The organism is Phenylobacterium sp. T106, assembly GCF_057219735.1.
This window is the reverse complement of record NZ_JBXVWA010000006.1, coordinates 87,830-106,702: the sequence shown is the minus strand read 5'-3', so window position 1 is coordinate 106,702 and position 18,873 is coordinate 87,830. Positions and strand designations below refer to the sequence as shown.

At 65.6% G+C, this 18,873-nt stretch carries 17 protein-coding genes; 11 read left to right on the top strand and 6 right to left on the bottom strand.

Translation table 11 applies throughout. From position 1 onward, the window contains the following. The first annotated feature begins 14 nt into the window (after positions 1 to 14). Genes AC2D8W_RS14930 through AC2D8W_RS14920 form a run of 3 tightly spaced genes read left to right on the top strand, consistent with a single transcriptional unit; the run spans position 15 to position 1,856 of the window. Positions 15 to 599, top strand: coding sequence for a hypothetical protein (locus AC2D8W_RS14930; RefSeq protein WP_484672171.1), 585 nt, complete (start codon positions 15 to 17; stop codon positions 597 to 599). After that, positions 596 to 997: a hypothetical protein gene (locus AC2D8W_RS14925; protein WP_484672170.1), complete on the top strand. Its 402-nt coding sequence runs from the start codon at positions 596 to 598 to the stop codon at positions 995 to 997. The genes AC2D8W_RS14930 and AC2D8W_RS14925 overlap by 4 nt, the downstream gene beginning before the upstream one ends. After that, positions 984 to 1,856, top strand: a complete 873-nt coding sequence (locus AC2D8W_RS14920; RefSeq protein ID WP_484672169.1) for an OmpA family protein — start codon at positions 984 to 986, stop codon at positions 1,854 to 1,856. The genes AC2D8W_RS14925 and AC2D8W_RS14920 overlap by 14 nt, the downstream gene beginning before the upstream one ends. A gap of 266 nt (positions 1,857 to 2,122) precedes the next feature. On the opposite strand, the gene AC2D8W_RS14915 is transcribed toward AC2D8W_RS14920, so the two are convergent. After that, the gene (locus tag AC2D8W_RS14915) at positions 2,123 to 2,518 is read right to left on the bottom strand and encodes a hypothetical protein (RefSeq protein ID WP_484672168.1); all 396 of its coding nucleotides are present in this window, start codon (positions 2,516 to 2,518) and stop codon (positions 2,123 to 2,125) included. Positions 2,519 to 2,784: 266 nt separating this feature from the next. Between AC2D8W_RS14915 and AC2D8W_RS14910 the strand changes: the two genes are divergently transcribed. From AC2D8W_RS14910 to AC2D8W_RS14895, 4 genes are all read left to right on the top strand, one after another. Further along, complete coding sequence (locus tag AC2D8W_RS14910; protein WP_484672167.1) at positions 2,785 to 3,804, top strand: hypothetical protein; 1,020 nt, start codon at positions 2,785 to 2,787, stop codon at positions 3,802 to 3,804. 209 nt (positions 3,805 to 4,013) lie between these two features. Beyond that, positions 4,014 to 4,304 (top strand): hypothetical protein, encoded by a 291-nt coding sequence (locus AC2D8W_RS14905; protein WP_484672166.1) that lies wholly within the window; start codon positions 4,014 to 4,016, stop codon positions 4,302 to 4,304. Positions 4,305 to 4,787: 483 nt separating this feature from the next. Then, positions 4,788 to 6,197: a nucleotidyl transferase AbiEii/AbiGii toxin family protein gene (locus AC2D8W_RS14900; RefSeq protein ID WP_484672165.1), complete on the top strand. Its 1,410-nt coding sequence runs from the start codon at positions 4,788 to 4,790 to the stop codon at positions 6,195 to 6,197. Between the two features lie 255 nt (positions 6,198 to 6,452). Continuing rightward, positions 6,453 to 7,580 carry a DUF3644 domain-containing protein gene (locus tag AC2D8W_RS14895; RefSeq protein WP_484672164.1) on the top strand — a complete coding sequence of 376 codons (1,128 nt, stop codon included), beginning with the start codon at positions 6,453 to 6,455 and terminating at the stop codon, positions 7,578 to 7,580. Between the two features lie 105 nt (positions 7,581 to 7,685). Here AC2D8W_RS14895 and AC2D8W_RS14890 read toward each other — a convergent pair whose 3' ends face one another. The 3 genes from AC2D8W_RS14890 to AC2D8W_RS14880 all read right to left on the bottom strand — a co-directional run bounded on the left by AC2D8W_RS14890 (position 7,686) and on the right by AC2D8W_RS14880 (position 13,125). Further along, positions 7,686 to 11,228: a hypothetical protein gene (locus tag AC2D8W_RS14890; RefSeq protein ID WP_484672163.1), complete on the bottom strand. Its 3,543-nt coding sequence runs from the start codon at positions 11,226 to 11,228 to the stop codon at positions 7,686 to 7,688. 311 nt (positions 11,229 to 11,539) lie between these two features. Continuing rightward, on the bottom strand, positions 11,540 to 12,778 hold the full coding sequence (locus AC2D8W_RS14885; RefSeq protein WP_484672162.1) for a type II toxin-antitoxin system HipA family toxin: 1,239 nt from the start codon (positions 12,776 to 12,778) through the stop codon (positions 11,540 to 11,542). 8 nt (positions 12,779 to 12,786) lie between these two features. Continuing rightward, on the bottom strand, positions 12,787 to 13,125 hold the full coding sequence (locus tag AC2D8W_RS14880; protein ID WP_484672161.1) for a helix-turn-helix domain-containing protein: 339 nt from the start codon (positions 13,123 to 13,125) through the stop codon (positions 12,787 to 12,789). A 205-nt stretch (positions 13,126 to 13,330) separates the two neighbouring features. Between AC2D8W_RS14880 and AC2D8W_RS14875 the strand changes: the two genes are divergently transcribed. Then, on the top strand, positions 13,331 to 13,579 hold the full coding sequence (locus AC2D8W_RS14875; protein ID WP_484672160.1) for a DUF7662 domain-containing protein: 249 nt from the start codon (positions 13,331 to 13,333) through the stop codon (positions 13,577 to 13,579). A gap of 43 nt (positions 13,580 to 13,622) precedes the next feature. On the opposite strand, the gene AC2D8W_RS14870 is transcribed toward AC2D8W_RS14875, so the two are convergent. Together AC2D8W_RS14870 and AC2D8W_RS14865 are read right to left on the bottom strand one after the other, a co-directional pair. Then, a complete protein-coding gene (locus AC2D8W_RS14870; protein ID WP_484672159.1) occupies positions 13,623 to 13,826 on the bottom strand; it encodes a helix-turn-helix domain-containing protein in 204 nt (67 codons plus the stop codon). A gap of 58 nt (positions 13,827 to 13,884) precedes the next feature. Next, positions 13,885 to 14,115 (bottom strand): helix-turn-helix domain-containing protein, encoded by a 231-nt coding sequence (locus AC2D8W_RS14865; protein WP_484672158.1) that lies wholly within the window; start codon positions 14,113 to 14,115, stop codon positions 13,885 to 13,887. 71 nt (positions 14,116 to 14,186) lie between these two features. Between AC2D8W_RS14865 and AC2D8W_RS14860 the strand changes: the two genes are divergently transcribed. The 3 genes from AC2D8W_RS14860 (at position 14,187) to AC2D8W_RS14850 (ending at position 18,865) form a co-directional block, all read left to right on the top strand. Beyond that, positions 14,187 to 14,699 carry an RNA polymerase sigma factor gene (locus AC2D8W_RS14860; RefSeq protein ID WP_484672322.1) on the top strand — a complete coding sequence of 171 codons (513 nt, stop codon included), beginning with the start codon at positions 14,187 to 14,189 and terminating at the stop codon, positions 14,697 to 14,699. Positions 14,700 to 14,710: 11 nt separating this feature from the next. After that, complete coding sequence (locus AC2D8W_RS14855; RefSeq protein ID WP_484672157.1) at positions 14,711 to 15,682, top strand: FecR family protein; 972 nt, start codon at positions 14,711 to 14,713, stop codon at positions 15,680 to 15,682. Positions 15,683 to 15,808: 126 nt separating this feature from the next. Further along, positions 15,809 to 18,865, top strand: coding sequence for a TonB-dependent receptor (locus AC2D8W_RS14850; RefSeq protein ID WP_484672156.1), 3,057 nt, complete (start codon positions 15,809 to 15,811; stop codon positions 18,863 to 18,865). The last annotated feature ends 8 nt before the right edge of the window (positions 18,866 to 18,873 follow it).

Sequence of the window (18,873 nt, the reverse complement as noted above, 5' to 3'; positions counted from 1 at the left end):
ACGGGGGAAAAACCATGACGACGAGCAAGATGCTGAGGGGGGGGGCGCTGGCGCTCACGCTGGCGGCCCAGCCCATGGGATCGCTGGCCCAGCCGGCGAGCGGCGGCTACGCGGGCGCGGGCATCGAGGGCAAAACCGAGGTGGAGAAGGCCATCGGCCGCTGCGCCGGCGCGGTGATCGCCGGGGCCCTGATCGGCGCGGCGCTGGGCGGTTCGAATAACCGCGGCCAGGGGGCGGTGGCCGGCGCCGCCATCGGCGGGGTGGCCTGCGTCGGCATGCTGGCCGTGGCCAGCAAGCGGGACAAGCAGCGCCTGCGCCAAGCTCAGCTCGAGGCGCTGAACTCCGGGCTCGAACAAACCCAGACCTGGACCACGGCCGAGAATCGATCGGCGACCGCGCGGGTGCGCGCGGACGACGTCGTGGAGGTCTCGGCCCCGAAATCCCCTGACCCGCTGAAGTGCCGACGCCTGCACACCGACCTCGACGTCGACGGCCAGTCCAGCAGCACCTCCGACGTCGTCTGCCTCACCGGCGACAAGTGGGTCACCCTCGACAAGCTGAAGCCGCTCGGCGTCCGGCCGGCCGACGTGCAGGTTTGAGGCGGCGCATCGCGGCGGGTGCCCTGGCGCTCGCCCTCCTCCTGGCAGCCTCCGGCTGCTCGGCCTTCAACCTGGTGCCGAGCTGCGAGGATCTCGCCACGACCGTCGCCCTCACCCTGATCCCGGCCGAGCTGGTCCCGCCGGGCGGGCAGATCGACCGGGCTCGGGTCGCCGCGCTGGTCGCCACGACGGACGCCGAGGAGATTGGGGCCGCCTACAACCAGCGCACATGCCGGGCCGTGATGCGGCTGGTCGACGGCTCCCCGCCGGTCCCTGTCACCTTCCGCGCCGAACAGGCCGAGGGCGCCCAGGGCTGGTCGCAGATCACCTTCCTCGCCCCCGACCCTGCGTTCGACGCCCTCGTCCACCGCTTGCGGGGACTCTATGCCGGTCCTTAGCCGCCGCGCGGCGCTGCTGGGCGCCGGCGCGGGTGCCCTGGCCTGCGGAGCCGCCGCCCAGCCGATCCAGATGATGGATCCGACCGAGTCCATCGGCCTTGAGCACGAGACCCGCGCCCGACGGTTGCGGCGACTGGTGGGCGAGCATCGCATCGAGCCTGTCCCGGAGTTCCACGACTATGTGATCCCGGCGCGGCTGATGCCGGGGGCCTTCCCCTTCGACACCCCGGTGCTGCGCGTGGTGTTCCCCGAGAGCACCTTCTTCGACACCGCCGAGGCCGGCCTGGTGCCTGAGGCCCTGCCGATCATCCGCGCCATGGCCGAGACGCTGCAGGGGGACGTCCCGGACGTGGCCACGTTCATCGCAGGCCATGCCGACAACCGCGGATCCGAGCCTTATAACTACGACCTCTCGGTCCGCCGGGCGCGCACGGTGGCCGAGGCCTTGCGGGCGGCGGGCGCCGAGCTGCCGGACGTCTGGAGCGTTGGCTTCGGCGAGAGCCTGCCGCTCTATGAGAATAGTTCGCCCCTCCACATGGCCTACAATCGCCGCGTGGAATTCCTGTTTGCCGCGCGACGGGAGGCGGCCACCACGTGGCTGAAGGACCAGATGGACCTTGCCTGTTCCGGTTCCACTGAGCGCGCCCGCCAGAGGTGCCTCGTTGCCCTGCGGCTGCGTCCGGCCTATGTGATCGAGGCAGTGGAGCGCACCGCCCGGTCGGTGATCCAGCCTCGCGCGACCGCGCGTGCCCTGACGCGCGGCGAACGGCCGTCGGCCGCAGTTGTCAGGCCCACACCCCGCCAAATCGTCATCAGCCTAGCCGAGCGCCGTGTAATCGTGAGCCGCGCGGAACGCTAGGCGCATCGATCGCGGCGATGTCTTTCAAGAGGTGTGGAGCCGCGGCTCAAGGGTTTAGGCCAGGCTAAACGCCCAAATTTCGACCCTTTGAGGGTCTGCTGAGCGCCAGTTTCGGACTCTCACACCCAGTCCGAGAGCAGACTTTCAGAAGCAGTTCGGCCAGCGCTCACCGGCGCTTCCGCACAGCCCAAATCACCGCCTGCGGTCGCCTCTGGCGACGCTTCTGACGGCCTGATCGGCCCGACGAACGAAGCGGCGCGTCGGGCCTAGTCGCAGTCGGAATCGACCTCGGAGACAGCAGACTCGAAGTCGCTCTGAGCGTTGCGGGCCCGTCTGGCCTCTGTGTAGCAGTTGTCGGTCAGATCGGAATTCTCCGCGCAGCGCATAAGCCGGCGGGCGTAATCGGCGAGCTCTCGCCTCTTGGAATCTGCCTCTTCTCTCGCATCGCGGCACTCTTCCGATGCGCCGGCGGGCGCCGATCGGCTCATAGCGCGAGCGACGAGAAGCACCTCCTCTCGCTCAACTGGTGTCAGCTGGGACAGCTGCTTCGATCCAGAAATAACGGCCCGATAGTTCGCCAGAGCACGTGCGGAATCGAGCGAGACCGCAGGCGTGGCGCTTGCAAGCGCGAGCACGACGGTCGCGAATATCAGCGGTTTCATCTGTTGCCCCAAGCTTCACCTCATCTTGTGGGCCGTGAAGCTTGAGCACAAGCCGCGGTTCTTGATGCTGCGATGGTGCGGCCCGAACACCAGCAAGCGTCACCGTTGACCCGCCCTTTGGTTTCGAGCGCAATCTCGGGGCGAGCTTTACTGGGTCCTCTATGGTTTCGACCTTCTGCGCACCCCAGCGCTGATGTTCGCTTACGCGGCTCCAATTGCCGACCCGACGGGCGACGGGCTCCATCGCGTCGAAGAACGAGAGAAACATGGCGTCCCCACCGAAGAAGCCCGCCGTCCAACAGAAGACCTTTGCGGAACGGGTAAAGGCCGCGGTACGGAAGGCTGCCAAGGCGCGTGCCGCGCGTGAGGCACGTGAGGCTGCCAGGCCTCCAGCTGCTTATCGAACATCTATTGTTACGTTCATCGACATCTTGGGCTTCCGCGAAATCGTAAAGACGCGACCGGCGAAGGACATCGACGACATCCTCTCCGAGCTCCGCGACTGGTCTCGCGGAGACCTTGAAGACCTCGAAGTGGACGGGCGCGAATGGCCTGCCGGAGAGGCCAGGTCCATCGCCTTCTCGGATAACGTCGTGCGCGCCTGCCCGATCGATGGCGGCTATGGCGGTGAGGGCGCGCTCTTCCACGAGTTGCTCAGCCTGGTGCACATCCAGGCGAAGCTAACGGAGCGCGGGATCTTCCTGCGTGGCGGGCTTACGGTTGATGATCTCTACATGGAGGGCAGTGTCGTCTATGGGCCGGGCCTCGTTCGGGCTTACGAGCTGGAGTCCCAATTCGCCATCTACCCACGGATCGTCATCGATCCGGCTGTCATGGAGCACTACTTCAAAAACCCGGTCATGCGTGGCGATCACACCGTGGATACGGACCTAGAGTACCTCGAAGGCCTGCTTCGGGAAGGAGACGACGGCCTCTATTTCGTTGACTACCTCAAGGGCTGTCGGACGGAATTGCGGGATCCGATCGCCGGGTTCACACCAAAACTGAAGGAGCATGCTGGTCACATCGCAACCGCGGCCGGCACCTTCGCACAATTCACGACTGCGAAGCAGAAGTACGGCTGGCTGGCGCGCTACCACAACGCCGTCGTTGAGGAGACTAAGGACGCCGGCGAGGACTGCAAAGTCGACGAGGTAGCGCTCATGTTCCCGGGGCTCCGCTCGAAGGAGGACGACGCTGGGACGGTGTCCAAGTCAGCCAAGACACCCAAGAAGAAGGTTCAGAAGTCGGAGAAGGTCCCGGCGAAGAAGTCGAAGCGCGCCTGACCTCCACGCGAACCGGGGCCTGTCACCCGCAGCGCCTCTTGAGCTTCTTGCCGCGGCCGCATGCAGAGGGCTTGTTGCTGCCGTCCAAGGTGCGCCACTAGCGGACATTCATTGAGCGCCAAAAACCGGACCTTGGCGCGCCTACGGGTGAAGCTACGACACGAGCGGCCGCGCTCGCGTGGTCCGAAGCCTCACTGTACGGTTGGGTTATGCGTCACACGCTCGTCCTGCTTTTCGCCATGGCCCTTGCATCGTGCTCCGCGTCCAAGGTCGATGACCTCGAGGCAACAAACGAGGCATTGCGGGCGCAGATCGCTTCGCTCCAGTTGAAGTTAGACGGGATCGAGGGCCACGTGAGCGACCTCGAGTCTGCGCAATCAGACTTAAGCGACGCGGTCGGTCGGTTTGCTGCTGAGAATTGGCAAGAGGTGGTGCCCGAAGTCCAAAGCGCTGCCGACGATGTGGAGTCCGCGACGAGCGAGTTGCGCTCGGCGCTGTAGCGCGAGGCCCCTAAGCGCCAGAAGGAACATTGAGGTCCAGCCGCGAAGCAGACGTTCATCGGCTTCAGATCGCCCTGCCGCGTTAGAGCGACGCGCGGTGCGAAAAAGGGCCGCGGAGCTTAGCTCTACGCGGCCCTTGATAGTTGAAGAGGGACGGACCCAGCCGCCCAGTTTGCCCCGACTGCCGAAAGAAACAGGAGCGTCTCCGCTCCGATCTTACGCTTACAGGCGGCAACCTCTGCCGCAGTCTTCTTCGTCAAAACCGATGTGTGAGTTTGGTTCTGGCTTCGGTTCATGGTGCCCTCTTTCAACTTTCCGGCCGCAAAGGCCAAACCGATTGCAAAAAAGGCAGTCAGGAACAGGAAGACGACTGGAATCGAACCCGCAGCAACTCCTAAGCTCAAATTCTTGCGCATCATAGCATAGGAAGGCGCGAATTGGTAGGCTCACGCCTCGGTTTATTTAGACGAATCCGATTCGGGGATGATCGAGCGAGACGAAATAAACGCGAAGTCGGCCGAGTTCGACATCCATCATGCGAATGTCGAGCGCGACTATGTCTTCGGCTGGCTGCTAAAATCAGTCTTCGAGAACGAGTATCTGAGGCGCGCGCTCGTCTTCAAGGGCGGCAACTGCCTGAGGAAGGCGTTCTATCCAGAGACACGCTTCTCGTCGGACTTGGACTTCTCGGCTCCGAGCGCCATCGATCAGCAGCGAATGGCGCAGGAGATCAACCAGGCGTGCCGTGCCGCCGAAGCGGCATGCGGCGTGCACTTCGATATCGAGCGCAACACCTTCACGCCGGGGCTGATGATCGACAAGGAGCGGCAGTCCTACAAAGGCAAGGTCTACTTCACCGACTTCTTCGGCAATTACGACGACCTAACCATCAGCGTGAAGGTCGATGTGACGGAGTTCGACCGGCTCGCCATTCAGCCAGTCACGCGCCAACTGATCCATCCCTATTCAGACAGTCGGGAGTGCGCCGCCGAGCTGCGATGCATGGCGCTCGAGGAGATCATCGCCAGCAAGCTGAAATGTCTAATCCAGCGCCGGCACTCGCACGACCTCTTCGATCTGGTCTACGCCACCTTCATCGATCGCTCGATTGAGCTGGATCGCCGTCTCGTGGTCCGCACTTTTCTCGGCAAGACGATCTTCGGGTCCAGCCCGTCGTCGGCGAAAGAAATCCTGCTCGGGATCCCGCTCACCTTCTTTGGCGGCGTCTGGGACAAGTTTATTCGTTGCCCGAAAGCGACCTGGTTTGGGTTTGATAGGGCGGTCGAAGGCTTCCGGGCGACCATCGAGGCTCTCTTCGAGACCACCGCGACTGCAGGGTGGGGCGAGCGCCTCTTCTTCGGCCCCGATCATCGCAACCTGATCATGGAGGCCGGCGCTGGACAGAGGCTGATGCGTCTCACCTATCACGGCGTCGAACGGGTCATTGAGCCCTATGCACTGGTTTACAAGCGGGCTGCCGGGAAAGAGGCGCGTGAGTACTTCTACGCCTATGACCGCACTGGCGGCCGAACGTCTGGACCGAGCATCAAGAGCTTCTTGAACACCGACATTCAGCGGCTCGAGATGACCGAGGAGACGTTCGAGCCGCGCTACGAGATAGAGCTCTCGAAAGCGGGCGAGCAAGTGGGCAAGGGGTATTTTGGGAGAGCGTTCTCAGCAACGCCGCGGCAGCCCTCGGCATCTCCGGGTCGGCGCTCCGCATCCATTGGTGTGGTCAGAACGAGAAGGGCGCAAGCGGCCCCGGCCTACAAGGTGCAGTGCCCATATTGTCAGAAGGTCTTTCCGCGCAAGACCACGTCCCTCGATCTAAACGAACACAAGTCGCCTGACGGTTTCAGGTGCGGAGGGCGGCGCGGCTACCGGATGTATTAGCACATCACGGGTGGCGAACCCGACGCGATGAAGGCGGGCGTGACAGTCGGCTGCGGAGATCGGTCGGCAGTCTCAGCGGCGCCAGAAGCAGACATCGGCGCTCAGTCGCTGAGCGAACCTTCGGCTAGCCTTGCTTGAGATGGGCCCTGCATGGTCAAGCTTCGGCTTCTCTTATCCAGAACCTGAGCTCAAAAGCGCATGGCACGGCGACCAGGAAACACCCTCGAAAAGTGGGAAGTCGCGATAGTGAAGGCGATGTTGGCGCGCAAGTACGTGCCCCAAGACATCCAGGCCTACTTCTCGCGTCCGACCCGCTCGATCAACCACGCACGCATCTCCGAGATCAGGGACGGCACGAAGCACAAGGCGATCAAGCAGGCGACGGACGTTGAACTCGATGCTTTCTTAGATGCGTGGCCAAACGTTGATCCGGGGATCGGACTGCACCTCCAGGGCGATGAGCTTCTGATTAAAGCCCGGGAGGCGATGATCGCAGCCGTCCACACGTTTAACAGCGCCGGCCTATACTTTCGTGCCGAGCTTTTCATCGTCACGGCCGTAATCGCCTGGACTTACCTCCTGCACGCCTACTTCAGAAGGGAGGGGGTGGACTATCGGTACAAAAGAAACGGCGTCGTCCAGACGACGCCGGAGGGTGCCGAGAAATACTGGGAACTGGGGCACTGCATATCTACCGGCGCCAATCCCCTTGAACCGGCGGTCGTGAACAATCTCAAGTTTTTGCTTGAGATCAGGCACGAGATTGAACATCGCTCCACAAGCCGCATCGACGATGCGTTGAGCGCGAAGCTCCAGGCCTGTTGCATCAATTTCAACGAAGCGCTCAAGACTCTGTTCGGCCGTGAATACGCACTGGAGAAGCGTCTGCCGCTCTCCCTGCAGTTTGTGACGTTTGACGTGAGTCAGCGCAGCAATCTACTCGGGGCAGACCTTCCTCAGCATATCGCTACAGCGATAGACGACTTCCACAACACCCTAACTGAGGAGGAGCAGGCCGATCCACGGTTTCGGTATCGCGTTGCGTTCGTTCCAAAGGTCACGGGCAAGGCGAGTAAAGCTGACCACGCGGTCGAGTTCGTTAAGCCCGGATCGCCCGAAGCCGAGGCGGTCGAGAAGGTGCTGCTCAAAGAGATGGAGCGGCCGAAGTACCTGCCCTCGCAAATCGTTGCGCGGACGAAGGCCGCAGGGTTCCCAGACTTCGGAATGTACGACCACACGATCCTTGCGCAACAACTCGACGCGCGCGTTGCGGGGAAAGGCTACGGCGTGGCAGTTGCCAACACCTGGTACTGGTACGATGCTTGGTTTGAGAAGGTTTTGGAGAAACTCGCCGAAGGATGGACGCGCCCGAAGAAGGCGTAGCGCCTTCGACATCGCGCACGCCATGTACGCGCCAGGAGCGGACGTCGACGCGGCGCCGATAGCAGACCTTAGGTGAGCCGAGGCTGAGCCGGTCGACGTATTAGCTTACGCGAGACTGCGCCTTTTCAAGGCAAAGACGGCGTCGTCGATTACGTCTTCGCCCTGCTCGAGGGCGAGGCTGCGGAATCGCTCGAAGCGTGACAGGTCGCGCCTCATACCGGCGTCCACGACACACGCGCAGGCGGTGCGAAGCGCCTCGATGTCCCTGCGCTCCGTGAGCCAGTCTTCGATCTCATCGAGGACCGGTCGAACGTCGCCTTGCATCTCCACCATGAATTTGAGCGTGAAGGTGACATGCCTTCGGCGCTTGTCCTCAGCCGCAAGACGATCCAGCGCCATGCGCCGCGTCTCCGGCGATCGCCAGTGCGCCCTCTCGCTTGCCTCGAGGCGTCGATCCACATGGCATCGTCGCCACTCACGCCATCCGAGACGATTACAGTGCTCTTCTAGGTGCTCGAACACGCTGCCATCGAAATAATCCAGCCAAGGCTCGAGCGCCCTCAGGCGGCGCAGATCGTTGGTTGCGGGCGCGCTGTTGGGGTAGAGCCCGTAGTCGTGGTCGAGGTACTTGAGGAGCTCCGCTGGATCGCCGGCCTTGAGAGAACGATCGGCGAGCGCGAGAGCAGCTGGTGTCGCCGTCCACAAGGCGAGGTGGATCCATTCGCGATCGCCTCCCACGTGATCCCAGTGGTCCATCAGGATCTGTTCGCGAATATCATCATCTAGCCACCGCATAAGCCCCGGGAGGGCGTGATCGCCGCTGAAACGGGCGTCGTTGTTCGCGGCCTTCATCATGCGGCGTCGCTCAAGCGCCTTCACGAGGAATGGAAGATAGGCATCGCGCCAGTGGCCCCTGACCCACTGCCAGAGATACCCACGCGAAGGGTCGGCTTCTATCGCGGCGTCCAAAGCGGTAGGCCCGTCTGGATCCTCGAGTCGAACGAGTACGGCAACGGTATCCGAGGCGAGCGGACCGAGTGGGTCGAGCATGTGGCGCACCCTGGCCAGATGCCGCGGGCGGGCAGCGAGCCCCCAAAGACGGAGCGCGACAGTCCGTACATCGATGCTCTCGGCCTCATCCGACCAGAGCATCTGCACTCGCTCTAGGGCGGCATCGCTCATCAGGAGCCCGCCCATTGGGCGATCCTCGCTCCAAATTTCCCCTATGCGGCTACCGACAAGGCCATAGCCGCCATTGGCGCGCGAGCGCTCAAGCCTCCTTGCGAGGAGGCGAATGAACGCCTCTTGGGCGTCAGGATGATCCCAACCTTCAAGAATATTGGCGAGATACCAGGAGAGCGGACCGTCCAAATCCCGCGCCCTTCGTATGAACGCGTCGCGGGCCTGCTCGCCTGCCAACGCCCAGAGACCGAAGCGCAGATCGTAGCCCACGCTTCCGCGGGGTGTGCTCCCGTGCTCGAGCGGCTCCTCATCCAGCTCCGCCCAAGCGTCGAGGATCGGGTCCAGATCGTCGGGTGCGCATAGCGCCACGGCCCAAAGCATGGCGGCGATGAAATCGGGCGCGCGCGTTCCTCGCTCCCAGGCTTCTAGGAGCACCGGAGCCAGCTCGTTATCGGCCAGCCGGCCAGCGAGGCCCAGTAGGCCCGGCCAGCGATCCGGCCTGCCCAGGTCTCGCAGCCCCTGCTCCACGAACGCGCGCGCGACATCAGCATGTCTCGCACGAATTTGGTTGAACAGGCGTCGCTCGCGACCGCGCAGCTGATACGGATCCCAGGTCACCGTTATCTGCAGCGCCGCGTCCATGTCGCCATTCCACGCCGCCGCTTCCCGCGTCATCCAGGTCGTCTCCCTGAACAGCGGCAGGAGCTCAGCGACATCACTTCCTTCGACGTTGGTTAGAGCGAACTGTGCCGCCCAGCGAAGATGCGAATATCTCTCCGAGCTGAAGCCGTCTCGATTCAGCCAACTCATGGCAGCAGCGGCTAATCGCGCTCGCTCTGCCGTCTCAGGTAACGCTTCGGCCAGGCCATGGAACAACCCGAGCGGATTGAGACCCATCGCCTGCTCGACCCAGGCCGGCTTGGAAGTTGGCTCCGCCAAGACCAAACCCCACAGCTCCGCGTAGGCAGGTTCGGCCAGGACAGGATGGTCGGGACACTTCTCCGCCAGGCGACGGAGGCCGGTGGCCCGGACCTGATCTCGCACGCGATCATGCCGGAAGACGATGCGCTCGTCCGCCGGCTCGCCGCCCAGCCGTAGGATCGATCCGGCCTCCAGCAGAGCGCGGACACACACGATCTGGTCCTGATCCAGCCAATCGCGAACTTGGCTCCAGGCGGGTTCGACCGTGTACGCCTCCAACATGCCGACGGCCAAAGCGTCGAGCGCATCTAGGAAATCGGCACCCGCATAGCCTCTAGCCCGGGCTGCACGCGTCGCCTCGCGAGTGACGTAGGCGCGCACGCCATCGGTGCGCTCGGCGCCATAATCGTGCAAACTCAACAGCAGAGGGTCCGCACCTAGTCGACGCACGAGCGCGTCTAGCGAGGCTGCCGTCAGCCGGCGTCCTTGAGCCAAGGCTTGCGCGCTCGCGATGCGGATCGCCTCATCATGACTCGGTAAGTCAAGCCAGACGAGGGCTGCGGCGGCCGCCTTCTGATCTTGCTCCGACAGAGCCGCAACGGCTCTGGGCCAAATCGGACATAGGAGCCTCAAGCCACGAGCCGAGGCCTGCCTCCACCAAGTCAGGACCTTCTCTAGCGCGGCCACGGGCCGTTCAGCGCGATTGATGTCCTCGATCAGAATGAAGAGTTCATTCGCGGCCGCCAGCGCCAGCGCTTCACGACCGCAGTTTTCATTGAGCGCAGGAGACGATCGACGGAGGGTGCGAGTCAGCGCCTCATCCAAGCTCACCGAGGCCTCGACATCGTGATGGCTGAGATGAACAGCCCCAGCCCCCGCGTCGACCATGCTGCGCCAAACCTGAGTGGCCACGACTGTCTTGCCCTGACCGGAGGTCGCGCTGAGCAGCACCAGATGCTGTCCATCGCGCAGGCGCGCGGCCAGGTCCGCGGCCGCCTCTCGAGGCGCTAGCGCTGCAGCTTGGTCGAAAATCGGCACATCGACTGGACCGAACTCGCCGATCGCCCGGAGGCTTGACCAAGACAGACGGACTTCCGGTTCGCCGAAGAAGCGGCGGCGTATCCACTGTCCCTCGGCATCATCATCCAGGAAGTCGGCAAGACGAGACTGGGACCATAAATCAAGCGTGAGGCCGGCAGCGGTACACGCTACGTTTGCCTCCGACACAAGCGTGATCGATGGTTCACGGTTCAGTGTCAGGACGAGGATTGCACCGTCAACACCCGCTGCCGTGGCTTCTCGCTTCGCCTTTGCGATGTCTCCCTCGGCAGGATCTAGCCATTTGCTGCGGAGATCCGACGCCTTCGTCGTCGTGTGGGCGACGAAAACGGGCATAGTGCTCCCGCCGAGGGCAAACCCGTCCACGGGCCCCGGGATAGGTCGACCCTCCGCGTTGACTCCAGAATGAACAAGGGCCGCATAGGCGGGATCGGCACGCCGGAGCACTGCCGTCGCCAGGCGCTCGAACGCGCCGGCATCGGTCATGGATTCCAGCTTGGCGCGAGTCGTTGTCACGCGATCAAACTAGCCAACCGTGTCTTTGACACAAACGGCATCACTCTGTTCGCAATGGTCTCTTCCTGTGTGTCGTCTTGGGATTTGAGAGCGGACGTTCCGAACGTCAGCTAAGAGTCATGTCTTCGCCTTCACGGTTGTCGGGCCGCGGCGCTAACCCGCGGCCCTTCTGAATTTCGCCTTCGAGTGATCCTCAGATCCAGAGCCCCTAGGACAGATGTGCCGCAGCGCCAGCTAAGGAAGCTCTGGGGCGCGCCCCTGTACAGACCGGCGCAACGGGATCAGGCGCTGAACCCTGGATAGACGTAGGCCCGCCGGATTGTCTCGCAGTCTGCCTCGCTGACGCCGCAGGAGCGCGCCGTCGGGTACCATTCCTGAGCCACGGTACGGGTCAGCCTATCGATGACCGCCGCAGCCTCTTCTGGATCGAGCAGGAACCGGCGGCACTCGCTCAGGAAGTTGCCGGCGTTGGCGAACCGCCCCTGCGCGCCGCCCGCCATCGCAAGATCACGTCGCTCTTCGCTGACTGCGGGCGTCGGCGTCAGGTCGTAGGCCGGGGACAGCCGCCAGCCTACTCCCGGGGCGACGACCGCATGGTTGCGCGGGTGGTCGTCGATGTTGGAGACCAAGGCGTTGAACACCATCCGACCGAACAGCTCGCGGGCGTCCTCCGCCGGCCGCTCGCTGATCCGCCGCAGGGTCTCGGCTAGGAGGACGTAGGACCAGCGCGCGCGCCCGTCGGGTGTCTCGTCGGTCTCAAGCAAGGTCAAGGCGCTGACCATCCGGGCACGGGCATAGCCGCCTTCAACGCGGGATCGATCAAAGCGTTTGACCAGAAGGACGTCGCGGCCGCCCACCGAGACGATCTGAGACTCGGCGACGTGCAACCCGCACCGGCGGGCGAGTTGAAGGGTGCCATGCTCCACGCGGGCCATGTTCCAGCGGTCGTCCGGACGGTTGAACTTGGCGAGCCACAGCGCGTCTTCGCTCTCGACCACCACCTTTGGGCGGGCGCCGCCCATGGAGGTGCCGAGCAGCAGCAGCTCCTCCACCTGCGCCGCATCCTTCGGCGGCTCGTCCGCCAGCAGTGCGTCGGCGAGCGCCTGCAGCTTCTCCAAGTCCCAGGTCTTGTTAAAGTCGCGCGCCGGCGCTGGGGGCTCTACGCCCAGGCCGAAGCCCAGCGCCCCGGCGCGGTCGTCCGGCGAATGCAGCAGGTAGTCCAGCTCACCGAGCTGACCCACGCCAGCATGCTTCTCGATGACACGGCGGCCCCAGTAGTCCGGACCAGAGTCCCGCAGCGCCCCGAACACCCCGTTCAGCCGAACAGTCTCGAAACCGGCGCGGCCCAGGCGGAGCTCGACCGGATCAATCTCGACGGCGTCCTCCCGCTCGCGGTAGCGACGCCCGTAGACGAAGCGGCCGACCGCGACGCCGTTCCGTCCGACGGTATGCTCGAACCGGCCGGCGGTGACCGCGGCGACTGCGCCGGGAAGCGTGATGTAAACATAGGCCTCAGGCATGGTCGCGCTCAGAAGTCATCATCGAGCGGCTGAGGCGTCCGGGCGTGGCGCCGCTCTCGAAGCGTGGCCAGGCGGAGCCCCTCTTCGTCGGACGCAGGGTCGGCGAGCGCGCCCAGGCGTTCGGCCATGCCGTAGGACCATAGGAGTGCGGCGTAGATCGCCACGCTGGTCGAGGCTTTGCCCCGCTCGGCCTCCCCCACCACCTCGCGGCTGGCGCCGATCCGCTCGGCGACCTCGGCCAGGGTGATGTTCCGCCGCAGGCGCGCTGTGCGCAGGTCGCTGCCGAGGCGCTTCAGGGCGGTCTCCACCTCATAGGGTGGATTGGTTAGCAGGTGGCCACGGCGCATGATTTTCATCCTCCGCAAAGCGGATATGTCGGTTTGAACCGTCAAATGCAACGTTTTTGTCGGATTACACCGTCATTCTCCGTCGCTGACCGCACTGCCAACGTCTCCGGAGCAAGTATTTGCTGTGCCCGATTCACCGCTTGCAGCGGCGGTGGAGCCACCCCACAGCGTTTGACGGACGGCCATGGCATCGTAGGAGTGACCCATGGGCAAGTACGATCCACTCGCCAAGCACTTGCGCCGCCAGAAGGCGGAGTGTTTCGAGATGACCTTCGCAGAGATCGAGCGCACGATTGGCGGGATGCTGCCGAACAGCGCTCAACGCCCGCAGTGGTGGGCCAACGAGACCGCACCCGGCCACATCCAGCGCGAAGCGTGGCGAAGCGCTGGCCTCGACGCCTTTCTGATCGTGGGTCGGGATCGGGTTCGCTTCGAGCGAATTCGTGGGGCGTAGCGCGACTAGACATAAGCTCTCCACCCCTCTGCACCCTAAGCAATCAGTCGAAGAGGTCCCGGGGGTGGATGCCAAGCGATGCCGCAATCCGGGTGAGAACAAGCAGGGACGGATTTCGCCGCCCCCGCTCGATTCCCCCGATGTAGGTAAGGTCGATCTGAGCCTCGAAAGCGAGCTGTTCTTGCGTGAGGTTGCGCGCGAGTCTCAGCTCGCGGATCCGCTTCCCAATTTGGGTCCGCCACTCCACCACCTCATGGGTGGCGGCCGGCCCAGTTCAGCACTAGGGACTATAGTCCCTGTTGGCCTCATGCAGCCCCAGAGGCGCTCGGTGGGCACACAAATAGTAGAGCTGGGTCCATTTCGAGCGCTGTGGCGATCGCGATGAGTTTTCTCAGCGTTGGGTTCCTCTGCCCGCGTTCGATTTTGCCGAGGTAACCTTCGTCCATGCTCGCTCGATGGGCGAGCTCTTCGAGACTCCAGTTCCGCGCATCGCGGTAGACCCGAATATTGCTACCTACAACCTTCTGCCACTCCATCGGGCAGCAGAGACGACATAGGGACTATAGTCTCCAGGGACTATAGTCCCTATCATGCTGCCGTGCGTCAGATGTGGCGTACCCAACCTGACAATGAGCTCACGATGAGCGTCACCAATGCCGAAGGCGAGCGGGCCTCCGAAATCGTAGAGCGGCTCTTCCTCCGTCACCGGGCGTGGCTGCTTGCCTTCCTGAACCGCCGCTTCGGAAGCTCGGTGGGGGAGGATGCGGCGCAGGAGGCGTTCGTGCGTACGCTGGCCAGTGGGACGGTGGTGCGGAACCCGCGGGCCTTCCTGGCGAAGGTGGCGATCAGGGCGGCGCTGGAGGAGGTGCGGCGGCAGCCCGAACTCGGCATGGCGGTCGAGCCTGTGGCGGTGGCCGTGCGGCCCGAGGCCGAGGTGGCGGTGTTGCTGGAGCAGACGATCCAGGCGCTGCCGGAGCCGATCCGCGACGTGTTTGTGTTGAGCCGGTTCGGCGGTCTCTCTAATGTGGAGATCGCCCAACGCTGCAACCTCTCCGTGAAGCGTGTGGAAGCCCGGCTCACGGAGGCGCGGCGGAGGTGCGCGGCCTTGATGCGGGACTGAGGCGGCAGGCCATGAGCGAGACAACAGATCGCGCGACCGAGGCCTCGCACTGGTTCACCGTCATGACCCGCCCGGAGGTGACGCCGGAAGATCTCGCGCGGTTCCGGGCATGGCGGCGGGACCCTGAGAACGCCGCCGCCTTCTCACGGGTGAAGAAGGCCTGGGAGGCGGCCGGGGGCCTCGCGGAACGGCCGGCGATGGTGGCGGCGACGGACGCGGCGCTGGCGCGGTATCCGGCGAGGCCTGCGCCGCTGCGGCCGTCGCGGCGGTTCGTGCTGGCGCCGGTGGGCCTGGGCTTCGCGAGCCTCCTGGTTGCGGGTGGCGTGTTCTTCTTCGCATGGCGCGATGCCGCCTCGACCCTGTCCACCGAAGTGGGCGGACAGCGGCTGGAGGTGCTGGCGGACGGCTCCCGGCTGCGGCTCAACACCGACACCAAGGTCCGGATCGCGTTTCGTGAGGGCGAGCGCCGGGTGGTGCTGGAGCATGGGCAGGCGTTCTTCGAGGTGGCGCGTGATGCTGCGCGCCCGTTCGTGGTGGTGGCGGACGGGGCGCAGGTGCGGGCGCTCGGCACTCGCTTCGACGTTCGTCACGACACCAAGGCCGTGCAGGTGACCCTTGTCGAGGGCCGCGTTCGGGTCCGGGGCGGTGACGGCCAAGAAGTGGAGCTGGCGCCCGGTCAGGCGGTGATCGCCGACGAGGCGGGCGTGAGCCTGCCGGCCGCGACCAATGCCGGCGCGGTGGCGAGCTGGACCACCGGCCGCCTCACCTTCTCGGGCGTACCATTGCGCGAGGCCGTGGCGGAGGTGAACCGGTACTCGGAGCGAAAGGTGGTCCTCGAGGCGCCGGACACCGTGGCGGGCGAGCTGGTGAGCGGCCAGTTTGTGGCCGGCGACGTCGAGAGCTTCGTGGCCGGGACGCGCTCCCTCTATGGACTGAAGGTGACGGGAGAGACCGCGCGGGAGATCCGGCTGGCGCCGGGATGACGATTCTTCGACGAGCAGGCGAGGGTTTCGTGTCGGTTTTCCCCTCTACCCCTGCAGACGAACCCCTGGGCGCCGAAGCAGGACCATCCCGGTAACGCAATGCCCGCGGTCGTCGCGGGGGAATGTATGTTCGAAGGGTTTGAGTACCGCGTCGGTCGCCGGTGGGCCTGGCTGGCCTCGGCGGCCGTCCTCCTCGCCGGCGCCGCCCAGGCGCAGACGACCTACGCCGTCTCGTTGGATCCAAGCGGGCTGGAGCCCGCCTTGCTGAGCCTCGCCAGCCAGACCCGGCAGCAGATCATGTTTTCGCGCGGGCTGGTCGCGGGCCGGCGAGCCCCCGCACTGAAGGGGCAGATGACCCCGGAGCAGGCGCTGGAACGGCTGCTCGCCGGCACCGACCTTCGGGCGCGTCGGGTCAACGCCAGCCTGGTGGTGGTCGAGCGCTCCGCGGCCGCCGGGCAAGGAGCATCGGACGCCCGCCCTTTCGTCGATGAGGCGCGTGCGCCTGTGGCCACGGCGCCCTCGGAAGCCGCGGCGGGCGGGACGGGATTCGGCGAGACGGCTACCACCGTCGAGACCCTGACCGTCACGGGCTCGAACCTGCGAGGGGTCGCCCCCGCGTCCCCCCTGGTGGTGGTGACCCAGGCGGATCTCGAGCGGTCCGGCCAGACCACCGTCGCCGAGGCCTTGCGCGCCCTGCCGATGAACTTCAGCGGCGGGGCCGGCGAAGGCAATGCGCTGGTCGGCGCCGACCCGGTGGGGCGCAACAGCTCGTTCGGGGCGGGCATCAACCTGCGGGGCCTGGGAAACCGGGCCACGCTGGTGCTCGTCAACGGCCGGCGCGTGGCGGGCTCGGGGGCGTTCGGCGACTATGTGGATGTGACCTCGATCCCGACGGCGATGGTCCAGCGGGTGGAAGTCCTGCTGGACGGCGCTTCGGCCATCTATGGCTCGGACGCGATCGGCGGCGTGGTGAACATCATCACCCGCAAGGACTTCGAGGGGCTGGAACTGCGCGCGCTCGCTGGCGTCGGGACCTCCGGCGAGCCGGCCCAGGGCCAGGTGGCAGTGACGGCCGGCCGCCGGTGGCCGGGCGGCGGGGTGATGCTCGCCTACGAGCTCCAACGCCGGGATCGGCTCGAGGCCGCGGACCGGGATTTCGCGGCCACCTCGGACCTGCGCGCGCTTGGCGGCTCGGACTTCCGGCTGACCAACGCCTTCCCAGGCAATGTGCTGGCGCCGGTTCCGGGCGCGACCGCGCTCACGCCTACCTTCGCCATCCCGCCGGGCCAGAGCGGGGTGGGCCTACGGCCGTCCGACTTCATCGTGGGCGCCCTGAACCGGCAGAACCAGCGGATCGGACAGGACCTGCTGCCGCGCCAGACGCTCAACTCCATCTATGTCGCCGCCGACCAGGAGGTCACCGACCGGGTCGAACTCACCGGCGACGCTAGGTTCAGCGCGCGGCGGGCCAAGGCGCGGCTGATGGCCGCCACCAGCACCTTCACGGTCGGTCGCAACAACCCGTTCTTCGTCTCGCCGAACGGGGCGGCCTCGAACCAGATCCAGTACTCCTTCGTCAACGAGTTCCCGAACGTCGCCTCGGTGGCCGAGACCCAGACCCTCACCGTCACCCTGGGCGGCCGGCTCCGGCTCGCCGGCGACTGGCGGGCGGAGGCCTATGGCGCCTTCGGACAGGAGATCACAGAGCAGCGCGGCTACAACCTCGTCCATTCGATCGTGCTCGCCGAGGCGCTCGGGAACATCGCCGACAACCCGGCCACCCCCTTCTCGGCGGCGCGGCTGGGCTTTTTCAATCCGTTCAGCGGCGTGCCGGCCAGCAATCCCGCGGCGGTGCGCGCGGCGATCGGCTCGGGGAGCGTCTACCAGCGCAGCCGCAGCCGCGTGCAGGCGGTGAACCTGCAGGCCGACGGGTCCCTGTGGACCCTGCCTGGAGGGCCGGTGAAGCTGGCGGTAGGCGCGCAAGCGCGGCGGGAAAGCCTCGTGCGCAACGGCAGCAACTTCGTCTCGACCGTGACCCCTGTGCCCACCAACCCGACGGACGTGTCGCGCGACGTGGCCGCGGCATTCGCCGAGCTGGCGGCCCCCATCGTCAGCGACGCGAACGCCCGGCCGGGCCTGCAGCGGCTCGAGCTCTCGGTCGCGGGCCGAGTCGAGCACTATGAGGACATCGGGACCACCGCCAACCCGAAGGTGGGCGTGGTGTGGGCCCCGACCTCCGACCTGCTGCTGCGGGCGACCTACAGCCGCTCGTTCCGGGCGCCGGCGCTCCGGGAGCTCTTCGACCCGGAGACCTATAGCGCGCTGCTGATCGCCGAGGGCCCCAACCGCGTGCGGTCGCTGCAGCTGAGCGGCGGCAATCCCAACCTGGAGCCAGAGACCGCCACATCCTGGACTGTAGGCGCCGACCTTCAGCCGGCCGCCCTGCCCGGCCTTCGGCTGTCGCTCACTGCCTTCGACATCCGATTCAAGGACCGGATCGACCGGCCGGTCGGCTCCAGCCTCGCCAACGCCCTGGTGGACCGCACCGTGGCGCCCTTCGTCCGGCGGATCGCGCCGGCCGCGAACGCGGCGGACCTCGCCTACATCACCGCCCTCATCAGCTCGCCGTCATTCGCGCCCGCCAACGGCATCTTCCCGGCGACGGACTACGGCGCCACCGTCGATACCCGCTACGTGAACACCGCCACGCTCGACGTGCGGGGCGTCGACGTCAGCGGGAGCTATGCGTTCGACCTCGGAGCCGACCAGGTGCGGGTGGGCGCGAGCGCCAGCTACCTCTTCGACTACAGGCAGCAGTTCACGCCCGCCACCGCCGCCGTCGAACGGGTCAACATCGCCAACTTCCCCCTGCGCCTGCGCGGTCGCGCCACGGCGGACTGGACCCGCGGCCGGCTGACCCTGGGGGGCGCGGTCAACTACACCGGGAGCTACAGGGACGCGGCGGGCGTGGGGATCCGGGCCCATGCGACCCTGGATCTGCAGGCCCGGCTGGCGGCGGCGGACAGCGGCCCGCTCGAGGGCCTCACGGTCCTGCTGAACCTGCGCAACGTCTTCGACCGCGACCCACCGTTCTACAACAACAGCGTCGGACTGGCGTACGACGCGGCGAACGCCGACGCCGTCGGACGCTTCGTGTCGCTGCAGCTCACGCGCGCCTGGTGAGGTTTGGC